Here is a 17,068-nt window from a genome sequence, read left to right on the forward strand (position 1 = left end):
AATGATACGGGCTCGCGAGGACACTGTCAAGACAAATAACAGGATGTTACGCTTCTTCACTAATAATGACTTGCTTCCCTCTGCGCTTTAAGAAGATAGGAATTAGCAGCCACAGAAGCGCACAAACCAGAAAAGCAGCGGAAAGCGGCTTTGTCAAAAAGATGGAAAAGTCACCATTCGAGGTGGTCAACGCTCTTCTCATGTTATTTTCAATCATCGGTCCCAACACAAGGCCGAGGACGAGCGGTGCCAGCGGAAAATCGTTTTTCGTCAGGTAATAGCCAGCTACTCCACAAATCAGAAGCAAAATCAAGTCAAACGTACTGATTTGCACAGCGTACACACCGAAAACGGATATCGCGATAATGAGAGGAAGCAGGAAATGGGATGGTGTTTCAATAATTTTGGCAAATACTTTTACCAATGGCATGTTCAAAATCAACAGCATGACATTGCCGATAAACATACTTGCAATCAATCCCCAAGCAATCTGCGGATGATCACTAAACAATAGTGGCCCCGGCTGTACGTTATACATCAATAATGCCCCCATCAAAATCGCAGTGGTACCGGAGCCAGGAATGCCCAACGTCAACAGTGGAATCATCGCACCGCCAGAAGCAGCATTGTTTGCAGACTCCGGAGCTGCTACACCTGCGATCGCTCCTTTTCCAAAACGACTAGGATCTTTGCTCAGTTTTTTCTCAAAAATATACGAAAAGAAGGATGCGAGGGTAGCGCCAGCACCAGGCAAAACACCAATGAAAAATCCGAGTAACGAGCCGCGTGTAATCGGTCCGGCACTTTCTTTCAAATCTTTCTTGGTAGGGAGTACTCGCCCCACTTTAATAATCTCCTTGGTCGATTGATCGTCTTCTAAAATTGTCTTGAACACTTCTCCTAGAGCGAACAAACCAACCGCTATCGTAAGGAACTCTAGGCCTTGATACAAATCAGGAATATCGTAGGTGAATCGCGCCACGCCCGATACGGTATCCATCCCTATGGTCGCAAGCAAGAGCCCCATGACTGTCATAATGAGGGCTTTGGTCATGGATTTTCCACCAAGTCCGCTTACGGCACACAAGCCCAGCAGCATGAGAGAGAAATACTCAGCAGGGCCGAACTTCAAAGCCAGATCTGATAATGGATCAGCCAAAAACACGAGGGCAATCAATGCTACGAGCCCTGCAACAAAAGATCCGATAGCCGCAATCGACAGCGCTGCACCAGCACGTCCTTGTTTGGCCATTTGATAACCGTCCAATGTCGTAACGACAGATGAGGATTCCCCCGGCGTATTTAACAAAATAGACGTTGTGGAACCACCGTACATCGCACCATAGTAAACGCCTGCCAACAAAATCAGTGCGCTAGCCGCCGCACTTTCAGGAGGTAAGCCAGAGGTCAAGGAAGCCGTAACGGGCATCAATAACGCGACGCCGCTCATTGGACCGATGCCGGGAAGAACCCCTACCGCAGTACCGATCAGGACGCCAATAAAGGCAAAGACAAGATTATGCCACTGTAAGGCAACGAGAAAACCATCCGCCAAAAATTGCAAGGCACTCATGCTAATCTATCCCCCTCCCTAGACGCCTAGCCAGGCAGGTAGTCCTGGAAGCGTACCTTTTAGTACATGCACATAGATGACATAAACGCCTACTGAAAACAGCAGGGCAACGATTCCCGATTTCAGGACGCTTTTACTTCCCATCATGGTGAAGGCGTACAAAAGAAAAGCGAAGCTCGAGATGACATAACCGAGTTTCTCTAACAACAAAACATACAAGACTGTCGCAGCCAAAATAAATAAAAACCGCTTGTATCGCAGTGGACTCTGTGACTCGGATGAGGAAGCACCCACGCCTTTCTTATAGGTCTCCCATAACAGTCGCAAGCTCAATAAGATCAGGATGGCACCAAGTCCGAGTGGAAACATATTTGGCCCAACCTGGCTTCCGTATGCACTAGACGAAATATTTTGGCTTTCAGCGATAAAGAGTGCACCTACTAGCGCAAAAATCAGGCTGCCGATACGATCAAACATCAGGTTCATGTATACCTCCTAAGGTGTGGAAAAAGGAGGGGATGCCCCTCCTCTCCCTACTTCGACATCCCAAGTGATGTCAACAGTTCTTTGACCTGCTTATCTTGTTCGTCCAAGAATGCTGAGAAAGCAGCCGCGTCCTTGTACTCGCTTTCCCAACCGTTTGCAGCTAATTCTTTTGTCCATGCCTCGTGCGTGGAAAGTTCTTTCAGCTTTGCATCCCAGTAAGCCTTTGCGTCTGCTGGCATATCAGCTGGTCCGAAAACACCGCGCCAAATCGTGAACGTCGCATCAATACCTTGCTCTTTTAACGTCGGAATATCTTTCAGATCGCCACCGAGACGCTCATCAGAAGTAACGCCCAGTACGCGGATTTTCCCTGCTTTCAAATATTCCCCCACGCTGGAAGCATCCGTTGCAATGATGTCCGCATTGCCGCCCAACAAGGCGGCCATTGCTTCCCCGCCGCCGTCATACGAAACGTATTTGACGCTTTTCGGATCAATTCCGTATTTAGCTGCTGGCAATACGCCGATCAGATGGTCCATCGATCCTGGAGCAGAGCCACCTGCCAGCGTAATTTTGCTTGGGTCAGCCTTGATCGCGTCCAGCACGCTCTTGATATCCTTATGTGATGAATCCGCTTTCACAACGAGCGTGCCGAAATCTTTCGTCATTTGCGCCAATGGTGTGACATCTTTGTAGCCAAATGGGCTGTTCCCTTCTTTTTTGTTATTGTTAATCAAGATAGGAGGAGAGCTAACAAATAATTTATAAGGATTGCCCTTGTCTTTGCTTACATACTCAGCCAAGAACACGGTTCCCCCGCCACCCGGCTTATTTTCTACTGTGATGGTTTCTGTCACCAGCTTGCTTTCCGCCAACACCTTTGCTACCGAGCGAGCTGTCTTATCCCAGCCCCCACCTGCACCGGATGGAGCTACATACACAATCGGCTTTTCTGGGTATTTGGATGCCTCTGCGGCAGGCTGCGTCGATGGAGCTGGTTGCGCTCCTGGACTTGCCGTTCCCGTATTTCCAGCACCTCCACCACAAGCAGCCAATGCTAGTGTAAGAAAAGTAGACACTGTAATTAGCACTTTTTTTCTTTTCATCAAACAAATATCCCCCTTAACCCGCTTGTTTGTAAGCGCTATCACGCTTGCACATAATGTACCATCGCGGAAGGTAGGGGGAATAGTTTTCGTGCATAAGGTCTATTTTGAAAATTAATCACGTTTTGTTCATATTGTTCATGGAACATTACGGAAGATAGCGATATTTTCTTTCCGGTCTGCCAACGGTGCCATAAATCAAGTCAGCACGCGCCTTTTTTTCCAAGACCAAGTATTCTAAATACCTTCGGGCCGTTGTTCGACTGGTTCCAATCTCGCGGCCAATCTCCTCCGCCGAGACCCCCTTGTCTCCCGTCTGTCTGATCGCTTCGATTACTTTTTCCAGCGTTAAAAGATCAATTCCTTTTGGTGCAAGCACATCCCGATTTCTCGGCGCGACTAATCTTCTGGTCAGCATTTGGTCAATGACTTCCTGGTCTACCTCGACAGCTTCTCTCGTCTGGATGACATGCTTGCGATAGCTTTCCAACCGTTCACGAAAGCGCTCGAAAACCAGCGGCTTGACGATATAATCGAATACTCCGCCGCGCAGCGCTTCCTGGACCATTTCCATTTCCTTGGCTGCAGTGATCATGATCACGTCTACTTCACGGTAATGTTGACGAATATACCAGACCAGCTCCGTTCCCAGCATGTCTGGCAAGTACACATCCAACAAAACGAGATGAGGGCGGGTACAAGACAGTAATTCTTTGGCATCCGTCCCATTCGTTGCTGTAGCAATGACTTCAAAACCTTCAATCTTGCTGACAAATCGCTTGTTGATATCGATAATCCGCATATCGTCCTCTACGATGAGAACCTCCAGCTTCCTCAAGACGCCACCTCCATTCTTTTGCGTAGGGATACTGTGAAAAGCGCGCCTCCTAGCTCGCTTTTGCCAACGAGAATATAGCCGTCCAATTCGTTAATAATTCCATGCGCCTTGGCCAGACCAATTCCACGATCTTCGCCTTTTTTCGTTGAGAAACCGTGCTCGAATATTTTTTCTCGCAGTTCTTCCCCAACTCCCGGTCCTGAGTCCTCAATTTCGAACATGATCTCATCACCCGTGTCAGACAAATAACACTCCACTCTTTTGTGCTCGACACTTGGTTCATTAACAGCTTCCAATGCATTTTGGATAAGGGTCCCCAATAAAACCACGATCTGCTGTCGGTTGATAGTCGGGGGGAGCTCCTTCAAGTGACTGTCGTGATGGATGACAAATTGAATTTTCAGCTCCTTGGCTCGATTGTGCATGCCTAACAACAAAGCACCTATTAACGGATCGGGAATTTGCTTCGCCAAAAACAAAATCATCTCTTGCTGTGCGGACGTTTCACTCGTTATCAACTCGACTGCTTCCTGAATAGAGCCAAGCTGCAACAAACCGGAAATGGTATACAACAAATTGTGAAATTCATGTGTTTGGGCGCGAAGTACATCTGCATAACGCCTCGCTTGGGACAATTCAGAAGCTAGCTGGTCAATTTCCGATTTGGGACGAAAGCTGCTGACTACTCCTACGACCTTCCCTCCGAGCTTGATTGGAAGTCGATTCACAATAATTTCTTTTCCGCTCATGATGGACTCGCGATCTAATTGATGCTCACCTGACTCCAGCACTTCGGGCATGCGGCTGTCTGGAAGCACTTCAACGATTTCTTTGCGATGAAACTCTTCTTCCGGTAAGTTCAAAATACGAATAGCAGCCTTGTTCATCATCGTGATCCGTTTATTGCGGTCAATCGCCACAATACCTTCGCGAACTGACTCCAGTACTGCATTTCTCTCTACGTACAAAGATGCAATCTCTTCAGGCTCTAATCCCAAAATTAAGCGCTTTAAATAACGACTGAGTGCAATGGCACCAGCAACACCACATAATAAGGCGAGAAGAGTCAAAATTAATATGCGGTCTTGGTAGAGGTCAATAGCCTCCTCGATATCTTCGAGCAGGAACCCAACGGAAACGATCCCGATGATTTCCCCTTTATCATTTTTGATCGGCACCTTCCCTCGCAATGATGGTCCCATGCTGCCGACCGCCTTTGATATGTAAGATTGACCATGCGAGAGTCCCGGCTCGTTATCTCCTCCGACCATTTCCTTTCCAATCCGATCCGGAATCGGATGCGCATACCGAATTCCCTCATGGTTTCCCACGACCACAAACTCTGCTCCGGTTTGCACACGGACGTTTTCAGCGATAGGTTGAATGAGCGCAGGAGGGTAATCGCTTGAAAAAGCACTGCGCAGCTCAGGATCACTGGCAACAACCTTCGCCACACTTAATGCTTTTTTGCCCACCTGCTCTTCAATTGAAGACGCAACAATGGAAGAAAACACCGCTCCAATTGACGAAACAATCAGAATAATGACGATAGTAATCAATAAGATCATTCTCGTTTGCAAAGACATTTGGATTTTTCTTGTCGTCACAGCTGGCTCCCCCCTTGCTTCATCTTACCATCCCACTTAGGTAAAAAGGTAGAATCATTCCCAATGTCAATGGCGAAGCTTGTCGTTGCAGGCTGTCTTTTTACGACGAAAAATCAGGTATTAGGCCTTCTTTCCCCCAATATAATGTTACAACTTGTATTCAAGACAAACTAGGGCGCTTGTCCGAATACGAGACATCTTGAAAAGCAAAGGAGGGAAAGAAGTGAAGACGCAGACGGTATCAAATGGAATTGTTACCCTGACGAAAGAAGGCGAAGAAACAATCAAGAACAGTCCGCTTTATAATGAAGGTCTTCGGCCGACGAGGACAGCAGAACACACCTGGACATCTTACAACTTCGCCAGCTTGTGGATCGGTATGTCGATTTGTTTGCCGACGTATGCGATGGCGGCAGGGTTAATTTCCTTGGGTATGAACTGGTGGCAGGCCATTTTGACGATCATCCTCGGTAACTGTATTGTCCTTATTCCCATTCTTCTCAACTCTCATGCCGGGACGAAATTTGGCATTCCGTATCCAGTTTTTGCGCGCCTCTGGTTCGGCTCCAAAGGAGCGCACATCCCCGCTGTCGCACGCGGTTTGATTGGTGCTGGCTGGTTTGGCATCAACTGTTGGTTCGGAGGTGCTGCCATCGATACACTCCTCATGTCGATGACAGGCTGGGCAAATGTTCCCGGACATCTCTGGATATCCTTCTTCGGCTTTTGGCTGTTAAACGTATGGGTCGCTTACCGCGGTCCAGAAACGATCAAAAAAATGGAGGCTTGGGCTGCTCCCGTCCTAATCATTATGAGCTTGGCTCTCCTCGTTTGGGCGCTTACGAAAGCAGGCGGTTGGGGACCGATGCTCTCGGCACCTTCAAAATTTACTTCCACTGCAGATTTCCTGAAGGTTTTCTTCCCAGCATTGACGGGAGCCATTGCGTTTTGGGCAACGATGGCCCTCAACATTCCGGATTTCTGTCGGTATGCCAAAAGTCAAAAAGCCCAAGTCATCGGACAATCCTCTTCGCTGCCGACCACGATGGGTTTCTTCTCGTTCATAGGAGTTGCCGTCGCCTCTGCAACCGTTGTTATTTACGGAGAAGCGTTGTGGGACCCTGCCGCCGTCTTGGCCAAATTCTCGCCTTTCGCCATTTTCCTTGGAACGATTGGAATTATTCTTGCCACATTGACGACCAACGTAGCGGCCAATATCGTTGCTCCCGCCCGAGCAGTGGAGAATCTGGCCCCTCGCCGTCTCTCGTATGAAGCTGGCGCCATCATCGCCGGGGTCGTGTCACTCTTGATGCAGCCATGGTACATTTTAGAGAACTTCGGCAACTACATCTTTTTATGGCTCGGAACTTACGGAGCCTTGCTAGGCCCGATCGATGGAATAGCCATCGCTGCAATTGGCTCGTGCGCAAGCGGCGCATTCATCTAACAGAGTTGTACAAAACAAACGGAATTTACACCTACAAAACGGGCTTTAATGGCAGAGCCATCTGGGCGATGCTAATCGGGATTGCGATTCCTTTTATAAGCAAATACATTCCGGGCTTAACCATTATTTGGGACAACGCTTGGACTGTCGGACTATTGATTTCACTCGTGATTTACACGTGGATGATGAAAAATGATGGCTCGATCTTGAGTGCCAATGATTACGAGAAAATCACGGCAAACAACAAACAAACGATTGCTTCCTAATAGCAAGCTACCAAAAAAGACTGGCAAACCCAACGGGGCAGCCAGTCTTTCGTTTGCGTTTTGCGCCAGCATATTCGTTTGGGGAGCAATTCCAGTAATCACGTCAACTTTTGGTGTCTCTTTCTCACACATCGAGCACAGATAAAATCGCAATCTCTTCAATTTGAACGTCAGGCTCATAGCAAATGTAATACGTTAGCTCCGGGCTGATCCGATACCGAATCCCCCGGTATCCACAGGCAATCAAATACGCTCGAACCTTATCCCCTGTCCATTCCAGCCACTCTTCATAGCCCATTTCGTTTTGTCTCTGTTCGAGTTCCTCTTCGGAAAAAGCAGCACGCAATGCATCGATGCGGAGTTCATTTTCCCCGTAGCGCTCGTCCAAACAAACGAGACCCTGCAATTGTAGCTGCTGGCTCAGCACGACTGCCTTCTCCCCATTGGTCTCTGCATGACAAATCGCATATTGTGCGGCGATTTCCGGATTGCTCACCAGGTAAACACCAGCGCCAAACACTGCCTTTGCACTGGCACCGTTTGTAAAATGACGCCGTTCTGCCCTTTCATACTTTTGCGCTTTCACGACGCGAAGTCCCTCGCCGTATTCGACCCCTCGGTATACAATCTGCCTCATCCCTGAACGCTCCTTTTGACTCTGATGGAATTCTTCCTATGATGTGAAAAGGAGGAAGGCGCGTTTCCGGCACCTCCCTCACTCTTGTATTAAGGTAAAAGCTTTACCATATCTTCGTAGGTCTCCGGTCGGCGATCCCGATAAAATTGCCACGTATCCCGCACCTCATGAATTTTGTTGCGGTCCATTTCAGCGAGAATGACCTCGTCTTGATCCCGGCTCCCCATAGCGACAAATTGCCCGCGCGGATCGACCAAGTACGATTGTCCGTAAAACTCTCCCATGTTCCACGGTGCTTCTGTCCCTACCCGATTGATCGCAGCCACATAGTAACCGTTGGCTACGGCATGAGCAGGCTGCTCGAGCTTCCACAAGTATTCGGATAAACCAGCTACCGTTGCAGACGGATTGAATACAATCTCTGCTCCGTTCAAGCCAAGCAATCGTGCGCCTTCCGGAAAATGGCGGTCATAGCATATATAGACCCCGACCTTGGCATAAGCGGTTTCAAAAACGGGATACCCGAGATTGCCGGGCTTAAAGTAATATTTCTCCCAGAATCCGCACCCGCTGCTGCCCACACCAACATGCGGAATATGCTGCTTGCGATATTTGCCCAAATACGTGCCATCCGCATCAATCACAGCGGCAGTGTTGTAATACGTACCAATCCCGACGCGTTCGTATACAGGCAAAATGAGTACGGTTCCTAACTCACGCGCAAGGGAAGAGAACAGTTGCACAGTTGGTCCATTTGGAACTTCTTCCGCTGACTCATACCATTTCGGTTGCTGTTCGGCACAAAAATACGGGCCATAGAAAATTTCTTGCAGACAGATGATTTGTGCCCCATTGGCTGCCGCCTCCCGCACCATCCTCTCATGCTTTTCAATGGCTTTTTCTTTGTGCAAATGAACCGGTTCGTCTCCGTGGACATCGTTTTTCGCCTGAATCAAGCCGATGCGAATGATATCTGCCATAAACGCCCTCCTCGCCTTTTTACGCTCTCCCTTATTACGGTCTTGCAAAGGTTGATCGTTTTACAAAGCGCCCAGCCCCGGCTTGACCGACGAATTGCTGATCGCGAATGACAAACGAGCCGCGCGAAAGCACCGAGATGATATCGCCATTCACCACCATCCCTTCAAATGGATTGTAGTCGACATTCATATGGTGAGTTTCAACGGAAATCGTACGCTTCACCGTTGGATCAAACAATACGATATCTGCGTCCGAGCCTACCGCAATCGTTCCTTTTTGCGGGAACATCCCGAACAGTTTGGCTACTTTTGTTGAGGTCATATCGACGAACTGATTGAGGCTGATCTTGTCCTTTGCTACCCCTTCCGAGAAGAGGAGGCGCATCCGGTCCTCAATGATTGGTCCGCCATTCGGGATTTTCGTGAAATCCCCTAACCCCAATTCTTTTTGTCCGGAAAAATTAAAGGAGCAATGATCAGAGCCAACCGTTTGCAAGATGCCGTTTTTCAACGCGCTCCACAGGACGTCCTGATTCCACTTTTCCCGGAGAGGGGGGGACCAGACGTACTTCGCCCCTTCGAAGCCCGGCTTCTGTAGGTCCGTAATATCGAGCACCAAATATTGCGGGCATGTCTCCCCGTACACATTCCATCCTTTTTCGCGAGCCTCTGCGATCCGGCGCACTGCCTCTGCACACGATACATGCACGACATACAACTGGGCATCTGCCAGTGCAGTAAGTGCAATCGCACGTCCCGTCGCTTCTCCTTCTGCTTCAGGTGGACGAGTGTAGGCGTGGTACACGGGGTCTGTCTGCCCTTTTGCAATCGCCTGCTTAATCAGATAATCTAGAACGTCTCCATTTTCTGCATGGACCTGTACAAGGGCACCTAGTTCCTTAGCCCGAACCAACGTTTTAAATAGCGTCTCATCATCGGCCATCAGCACATTTTTGTAGGCCATGAATACTTTGAGCGAAGTAATTCCTTCATTTCGTACAACTGCTCCTAATTCCTCGAGCACTTGATCGTTCGCATCCGAAACCATCAGGTGGAAGCCGTAGTCAATGACCGCTTTGCCCCTTGCCTTTTCGTGCCAGGTGGAAATGGATGAATGCAATGGCTCCCCTTTATTCGTCAGGCAAAAATCGATGATGCTCGTCGTCCCTCCAAATGCCGCGGCCTTCGTGCCAGTATAAAAGTTATCGGAAGTAACCGTTCCGCCAAAAGGCATATCGAGATGGGTATGTGGGTCAATCCCACCTGGGAAAACATAGTATCCGGTAGCATCGATCATTTCGGCATCTTTCACATCCAGATTGGAGCCGATTGCGACTACCTTCTCCCCTTCGATCAAAATGTCCGCCTGATACGTGTCTGACGCTGTCACGACTGTGCCATTTCGAATCCATTTTTTCATCCGATGATCATCTCCCCTTCAACCCGTCACCGAGTAGACATGCCTTCTCTTGTACACGCTATGCTCCCCACGCCGTAAACATGACTGGTTTACAGCTCGCAACTGCCACCCGCAGCCAAAGCAGCCTGCCGCTGATTCCAGCTAAGAGGGGCTTTGTTGCTCGGGATTTCGACCATCTCAATTGTTCCTTCCACTGGACAAACGATAGAGCACAAATTACAGCCTACACAATCTTCTTCTCTTACGACCAAGCGCTCTTTGCCAGTTGCTGCATCAGGAACAATATCAATGCATTGATGCGAGGTGTCCTCACAAGCGATATGACACTTGTTGCAATTGATACAGGTCTCTTCATGGATACGCGCCACGACCTTGTAATTCAGATTCAGATGGCCCCAATCCGAGTACGTATGCACCGCTTTTCCGACAATGTCCATCACGGAGGCAATTCCGCGCTGATTCAGGTAATTGGTAAGCCCATCAATCATGTCTTCCACGATCCGGAATCCATGATGCATGGCGGCTGTGCATACTTGAACACCCGTTGTTCCCATCAGCAAAAATTCAACGGCATCGCGCCAATCAGAGATTCCTCCAATGCCAGAGATCGGGAGACCAACCTTGGGATCGCGTGCACATTCTGCAACCATGTTCAGGGCGATTGGTTTGACTGCTGGTCCACAATAGCCGCCGTGCGCCCCTTTTCCATCCACGTGTGGGATCGGCAGCCATTTGTCGAGATCAACCCCCATCAAGCTATTTATCGTGTTGATCATGCTGATGGCATCGGCTCCCCCCTGACTCGCAGCGCGTGCAGTAAAGCGAATGTCCGTAATGTTTGGGGTGAGCTTGACGATGACCGGAGTTTGGGCGACTTCTTTTACCCATTCGACCTGTTGCCGGATTAAATCTGGATGCTGACCGACCGCAGAGCCCATCCCGCGTTCTGCCATGCCGTGCGGACAGCCGAAATTCAGTTCCAGACCATCCACACCGATTGCCTCCACTTTTTTGACAATCTCGTGCCAAGCTTCCCGTTTATGTTCAACCATGAGCGAAGCAATCAAAGTGTGCTTTGGAAAACGGCGCTTTGTTTCATCCATTTCCTTCAGATTGACCTCAAGCGGTTTGTCCGTAATCAGTTCAATGTTGTTGAAACCAAAGACGCGCTGTCCCCCGAAGTTCAGACCAGCAAAGCGAGAGGTGACGTTGATGATCGGCTCTCCGAGTGTCTTCCAGACCGCGCCACCCCAGCCCGCTTCAAAAGCACGCTGTACTTGGTAGCCTGAATTGGTCGGCGGCGCAGAGGCCAACCAGAATGGATTCGGGGATTGGATCCCCGCCAGATTAATGCTGAGATCTGCCATGATAGGTCTCCTCCTTTATACTGGCTGTTTTTGATCACGGAGCGATTGGTGGATAGCATGAGCCGCTCGTTTCCCGTGATTGGCTGCATCGACTACCATCGCATCAGTCTTGCCTCCACCAAAAATCACATCGCCCGCCGCATAAACTTTGACATGCGAGGTTCGATAGGTGCCCTCCTCGACCTCAACAATCCCATTGCGATGCTGGAGCCCAAACGCTTCAATCAAAGACAGATGTCTGTTTTGTCCGATCGCTTTGACGACATAATCTACCTCGATGACAAAATGACTGCCCGGAATTTCTACTGGACGCTTTCTTCCTTTCTCATCCGGCTCACCCAGCTCCATACGTACCAGTTCCAATCCCTTCACCCGACCGTTTTCCTCGAGTACACGGGTTGGGGCAACGAGCCAGCGAAATTCAACGCCATCTTGTTTGGCGAATTCGTACTCAAACTGATAACAGGACATCTCCTGAACCGTCCGGCGGTACAAAATCTGGACGTTGTCAGCACCCAGCCGTTTGGAACAGGTGGCAGCGTCAATCGCCGTATTCCCCGCACCAATGATGACGACTTTTTTGCCGAGCATTTCGTCTGACAGTGGCTTGGTCTTGGTCTCCTCCACGAGAGCAATCGCATCGAGGACACCTTCCAGTTCTTCTCCCGGGATATTCAGCTGAGGGACATTGCCCATACCGGCTGCCAACAGGACGGAATCATACTGGTCCAATAGCTCTTCTGACGCTACATCCACGCCGATTCGCGTATTGGTACGTATCTCTACCCCCAAAGCCTCTACTTGCTCTACTTCCCATAGCGAAATTTCCTGCGGCAGACGGAACGAGACGATGCCGTACGTGTTCAATCCTCCCGCCTTTTCTTTGGCTTCAAAAACCGTAACCGCGTAGCCGAGACGTGCAAGCTCACGCGCTGCTGATAATCCCGCCGGGCCCGCTCCGACGATGGCTACCCGTTTTCCATTTGCTTCGCCTCTTGAAAAAAGCGTTGCTTGATTTTGGATTGCCCAGTCTGTCGCGTGACGCTGGAGAAGCCCGATCATGATTGGCTTGGAAGCTGAATTTAGCACACAGGCACCCTCACACAGCTCCTCAGTTGGACATACGCGCGCGCAGCTCGCCCCAACGGGATTCGATTCCATGATGGTCCGGGCTGATCCGAACAAGTTCCCGGTTGCAATTTTTTTGATGAAGGAAGGGATGTCAATCGACGTGGGACAAGCCTTAATACAGGGTGCGTCGTAGCAATACAAGCAACGATTCGCCTCATGGATGGCTTCCATCGGTTTTAGGGCAGGCACGACTTCCGCGAATTTTTTCGCGAGCTCATTGGGAATGCTCATCTGTCCATAACCTCCTCACCAGATCTAAACATGCTTGCTATTAATCAATGTGTGAAATCGCTTTTTTATGATTGTTACATTTCGTATTTGGCTAGTGAGGAAACGAAATCAATCTACTTGGATTGACATGAATGATTTCATATTCGAATAGGATAAAAACAAACAAGGAAGAAAGGGCCGTTCCGTATGAAGGATTACGACCTGGAGATCAGGGTATTGAAACAAAAAATCGTGGAAGCACATGCGCTTCTCAGACAATTGGAAACTGAGCGCAAAAACTACCTGACGCAACTCGAAAGGCGCAAAGCGTTTCTCTCTTCGCGCGAAATACTCGAAATCCTGGAGACAAAAGCTGGCCGTGTCGGCAGTATGGCTACCGTCAAACGCTGGGCAGATCAAGGCTATTTAGGGGATTGGATAGACGAACGGGAGACCTTCCCCCTTTTGGTCAGTAAACAAGGGAACAAACGATTTCTTTTTCCTCGAGAATCCGTACTCACTTATCTATATAAAAAAGGGTATCTTCGCCCGAGCTACGAGGTATTGGATCGTGTCCAGCTCACAAGAGAGAGCACTTGCTGCTGGGGGATCATCACCTCCATCGAACGAAGCGATCAGCACTTCATCTACCAAGTTCAATTGGAAAAAACGGGAGAAGTATTGTTGGAGGTACCAGAAGAAGAACTGCTTATCCCATAAGGAGGCACTATGGAACTGGCCGTAATCACGCTGGAAAATACAGTTGCCAATCAAGAGAGATCAAGACAAATCCGCGACTTGCATAAAAAAAAGGGCCAGACCCTCGCCATTCGATTTAGCGAAGAACTGACCCATATTATTTTAGAAGCACCATGCTTGTATATCCCCGACCGGGAGTGGCTGGACGAAGCTGTTGGCTTCGAAGGAATCGTAAAAAAATCAACGGGGTACTACGAGCTGCACCCTCGAATCAAAGGGAAGACTGTCAACCTTCACCTTGATTCAGAATTGGCAGCTGAGCTGGAGCTCATTCGCTCTCTCGTCAGCAGCAAAACGCAGCAGGAAGTCCTTCGCGAGTTGTTCGTTCGAGGCATGCGATCGTATCTGGCTGAGAAGGAAGCAGCCAGCTCGCCCATCAGCACCAAAAAAGAACGATAATCCGTGCTCTTTACCAAGTAAACGTGATTTTGTCGCCCGTGATTTGATAGCGTACCGTGTAAGTCTGTTTCTTCTCTTTCGCGATGATTTCAAACACAATTGCTTTTTTCGTCAGATCAGGCTTGACTGTATTGACATCCAGCATATCAAACGGCTCGTTTGCCTTTTTCTCCATCCCTACAATTTCTATCTTTTTATGGGTAGCGACGTGATAAACTCCCACCCCCATCATTGTCTGATACAAGATCCAGTTGTTGTCCAGCCATGTTACTTCATCGATAAAATAACCTGGAAACAGTTGGGCTTGTGGTGTGTAATCTGGCTGGTAGAAACGAATATTCGCGTTATTGTACAAATTGTCTGAATCAATCACTGCGATTTTTTTCTTGTCTGGTGATGGGATTCCAGTTTTTTTCGCCAATTCGATTTTTTCTTTTTCGTTTTCGATCCTCAGTTTTTCAATCAAAAACAGGGAATCTTCTTTGGAAAAGACGATGTTCTTTACGTTTTTCAAATCTGCGAGCTTGTCTTTGCTCGGAAAATTACTGTAGATGGTTAGCGTTGCGTCATCGGGCATACCATCGTAGGCGATGCCTCTGGATGGATACTCCCAGGCGTATGTACCGATTCCTCTGAGGTGGTACGAAAAATCCGGCTTACCCCAAGCACCAAAGATAGAGAAATCAGCATATTCTGCGGGTGCCCCTAATTTTTCACCATAGTCTTGTAAATTTTTAGCCATATCAACAAGTGCTTTTGTATCGGCGATCTGATCACGACGATAAATAGAAATGGCTTTTACTTTATCCTGCGCAAACGTGAAAAACATGTGATAGCCCTGTTCTGCATAGCCAATCACCGAAAGCTTGTCATCAGTAAAATGTGGCTTCCCCAAGACTCGGATGATCTCCTCTTTACTTTTGGAGGTCGTAATCCCTTTTACTATTTCGCCTTTATAGGAAGGTTCAAGGAGAACGGCAAACGCTTGGTTGTTTTCGTCCCACTTCAAACTGATTCCCGATGGATAATACACATAATCATCAAATTCTTTCACGGATTTCCCCAGGAGCTTCGTAAGCGAATCTTGTTTCCACTGATGGGAAGTGAAGGTATTCACGAGCAGCTCTTTTGACAAATCTGCTGGTGCCTGCACGGATGTTCCAGTACCGCTTTGCGGCTTGATTGGCATTGTCGTTGATGCGCTTGCTGCGAATGCTGTCGAAGCGAACAAACAGCAGGACAACAGTAGCATTATCGCTTTCTTTTCCACTTCATTCCCTCCCAAACTATCAGCATAACTATACAACCATCGCCATAAAACAACGGTTATCCCTAAATTATACCAGAAATAGACAAAATCCGCTAAACGGAATTTTTCATCCATGATCAATATAAAAGAGTAAAGCGTCCTTACCCTGAAGTTGTGAAGGGAAGGACGCTTTTCGATGCACGATATTTACTTCGATTCACCGTTGAGATAATTGAAGAACGGTTGATCTACCCAAAATTTGTATGTCTCTACTTTTACTTTGTCATTCAGCTTGTGAAAGCCTTCCACGACTTTTGGTGATTCTTCATTCAGGGAGAACGACTGCACGACATAACGACCATCTTTCAACACGTTGTTCGTAATGACAGCATAATCAACCAGCTCCGTACGGGAATGATAAAGCGGCTGCCACCAAGAAGCCTTGAGCAACCCAGTCATGTCCTCTTGATCTCGTTTGGCATATTTCAAAACAAGTGGCTGGAACTTCTCTTTCTCTTTTACGCTGTCGAATTCCAGGCTGAGATCATATTCCTTGGCATACGCAATGTAGTTGCCGTTTTCAATCTGAACGACCTCATAATCGGCTGTTTGAACGGGCTCTCCCCATTCCTTCAAGTAAATGAAGGCAGATGTTTTTGGCTCAAATTGAACCTTGGCATTGACGCCTTCACTTTTTAACAGGCCGACTAATTGAATGGCGTGAGCGATATCACTATGCCCATACGTAATCGTGCGCTGTGGATCAAAATGAGGATCGAATGCGGCATCCTTCAGATTGTAGCCAGTAATCAGGTTTTGCTTCAAACCTTTGTCTACGAGCTCTTGCAACTCACCGGCTTTGATGATTTGCGATTCGTTCCACGCCTGTACGAGCTTGCCAAAAATCTCTTCATCGGCGATTGTGCCCAAATAGTTTTTGGCAGAGCCATGGAACTCTGCTACTTTGGCTAGCAATTGACTCGCAAGCTCTGCGGATACGGCCCCTTCTACAGAAGCAGACTTCAACGCATTAGCGGACACAAGTCCCGTGTCAATGGCTACAGCCAGTTCTTGCGCAGCCTGCAAGGTAAGCGCGCCGCCTTTTTTGTACGAAATCCCTGCTTTCTTCAAGGCAGCCGCTACTTTTTCCTCGCTATATGTATACCCGAGCTCTTTTAACTCAGCAGCTTTTGCGGCAGCACTGACTGCTTCCCATACAACCAGCTTGGAGGCATCTTTGGTTGCAGGCAAGAAAGTTTTGGCTGACAAGTCTTTTTCCGATATACTTGTGGAAGTAGATACGATCTTGACCAATGCTTTTTCAAATTGCTCGCGAGTTACCGTCTTGTCAAAAGTCACACCGTATTGCTGCTGCAAAAAGCTGTTCCACTCTACATGCGCTTCTACCGTTGTTTTCGTTGTTGCACCGACTGCGGTTGGAAAAACGAGCGCCGCAGAGAGTACGGCTGCTGAAGTGGAGAGTTGTAGCCATTTCGCTGATCTGTTCATGAAGAATCCTCCTGACGTATGAAGATGAGTCATATTAATATTATTCCTATATGTTTACTAGGTATATAATCAACTACATTAACA

14 protein-coding genes and 1 pseudogene are annotated in these 17,068 nt (G+C 48.3%); 3 read left to right on the plus strand and 12 right to left on the minus strand.

The window, feature by feature from the left end; genetic code table 11:
- Window positions 1-46: 46 nt before the first annotated feature.
- From C7R94_RS10135 to C7R94_RS10155, 5 genes are all read right to left on the minus strand, one after another.
- On the minus strand, window positions 47-1,573 hold the full coding sequence (locus C7R94_RS10135; RefSeq protein ID WP_106780614.1) for a tripartite tricarboxylate transporter permease: 1,527 nt from the start codon (window positions 1,571-1,573) through the stop codon (window positions 47-49).
- An 18-nt stretch (window positions 1,574-1,591) separates the two neighbouring features.
- Window positions 1,592-2,059, minus strand: a complete 468-nt coding sequence (locus C7R94_RS10140; protein ID WP_106780617.1) for a tripartite tricarboxylate transporter TctB family protein — start codon at window positions 2,057-2,059, stop codon at window positions 1,592-1,594.
- 47 nt (window positions 2,060-2,106) lie between these two features.
- Window positions 2,107-3,165 (minus strand): tripartite tricarboxylate transporter substrate binding protein, encoded by a 1,059-nt coding sequence (locus tag C7R94_RS10145; RefSeq protein WP_106780619.1) that lies wholly within the window; start codon window positions 3,163-3,165, stop codon window positions 2,107-2,109.
- A gap of 148 nt (window positions 3,166-3,313) precedes the next feature.
- Window positions 3,314-4,003 (minus strand): response regulator, encoded by a 690-nt coding sequence (locus C7R94_RS10150; protein ID WP_106780622.1) that lies wholly within the window; start codon window positions 4,001-4,003, stop codon window positions 3,314-3,316.
- Window positions 4,000-5,610 (minus strand): ATP-binding protein, encoded by a 1,611-nt coding sequence (locus C7R94_RS10155; protein WP_106780624.1) that lies wholly within the window; start codon window positions 5,608-5,610, stop codon window positions 4,000-4,002. Before C7R94_RS10155 ends, C7R94_RS10150 begins: the two co-directional genes overlap by 4 nt.
- A 223-nt stretch (window positions 5,611-5,833) precedes the next feature.
- Between C7R94_RS10155 and C7R94_RS10160 the strand changes: the two are divergent.
- Window positions 5,834-7,323, plus strand: a pseudogene (locus tag C7R94_RS10160) (NCS1 family nucleobase:cation symporter-1).
- 124 nt (window positions 7,324-7,447) lie between these two features.
- Here the strand turns inward: C7R94_RS10160 and C7R94_RS10165 are convergent.
- From C7R94_RS10165 to C7R94_RS10185, 5 genes are all read right to left on the minus strand, one after another.
- Window positions 7,448-7,960, minus strand: a complete 513-nt coding sequence (locus C7R94_RS10165; RefSeq protein ID WP_106780626.1) for a hypothetical protein — start codon at window positions 7,958-7,960, stop codon at window positions 7,448-7,450.
- Window positions 7,961-8,049: 89 nt separating this feature from the next.
- Complete coding sequence (locus C7R94_RS10170) at window positions 8,050-8,940, minus strand: nitrilase-related carbon-nitrogen hydrolase (protein ID WP_106780628.1); 891 nt, start codon at window positions 8,938-8,940, stop codon at window positions 8,050-8,052.
- Window positions 8,941-8,974: 34 nt separating this feature from the next.
- Window positions 8,975-10,360, minus strand: coding sequence for a dihydropyrimidinase (hydA, locus tag C7R94_RS10175; RefSeq protein WP_106780631.1), 1,386 nt, complete (start codon window positions 10,358-10,360; stop codon window positions 8,975-8,977).
- Window positions 10,361-10,449: 89 nt separating this feature from the next.
- Window positions 10,450-11,727: an NAD-dependent dihydropyrimidine dehydrogenase subunit PreA gene (gene preA / locus C7R94_RS10180; protein ID WP_106780633.1), complete on the minus strand. Its 1,278-nt coding sequence runs from the start codon at window positions 11,725-11,727 to the stop codon at window positions 10,450-10,452.
- Between the two features lie 15 nt (window positions 11,728-11,742).
- Window positions 11,743-13,089 (minus strand): NAD(P)-dependent oxidoreductase, encoded by a 1,347-nt coding sequence (locus tag C7R94_RS10185; protein WP_106780635.1) that lies wholly within the window; start codon window positions 13,087-13,089, stop codon window positions 11,743-11,745.
- A 216-nt stretch (window positions 13,090-13,305) separates the two neighbouring features.
- Between C7R94_RS10185 and C7R94_RS10190 the strand changes: the two genes are divergently transcribed.
- Both C7R94_RS10190 and C7R94_RS10195 read left to right on the plus strand, forming a co-directional pair.
- On the plus strand, window positions 13,306-13,788 hold the full coding sequence (locus C7R94_RS10190) for a hypothetical protein (protein ID WP_233220517.1): 483 nt from the start codon (window positions 13,306-13,308) through the stop codon (window positions 13,786-13,788).
- Between the two features lie 9 nt (window positions 13,789-13,797).
- Window positions 13,798-14,226 carry a hypothetical protein gene (locus C7R94_RS10195; protein ID WP_106780640.1) on the plus strand — a complete coding sequence of 143 codons (429 nt, stop codon included), beginning with the start codon at window positions 13,798-13,800 and terminating at the stop codon, window positions 14,224-14,226.
- A gap of 10 nt (window positions 14,227-14,236) precedes the next feature.
- Here the strand turns inward: C7R94_RS10195 and C7R94_RS10200 are convergent, their stop codons facing one another.
- On the minus strand, window positions 14,237-15,496 hold the full coding sequence (locus tag C7R94_RS10200) for a hypothetical protein (RefSeq protein ID WP_106780643.1): 1,260 nt from the start codon (window positions 15,494-15,496) through the stop codon (window positions 14,237-14,239).
- Between the two features lie 186 nt (window positions 15,497-15,682).
- A complete protein-coding gene (locus C7R94_RS10205) occupies window positions 15,683-16,984 on the minus strand; it encodes a hypothetical protein (protein WP_106780646.1) in 1,302 nt (433 codons plus the stop codon).
- Window positions 16,985-17,068 lie beyond the last annotated feature (84 nt).

It is taken from the genome of Brevibacillus sp. NRRL NRS-603, assembly GCF_003013445.1.
Classification (GTDB): domain Bacteria; phylum Bacillota; class Bacilli; order Brevibacillales; family Brevibacillaceae; genus Brevibacillus; species Brevibacillus formosus.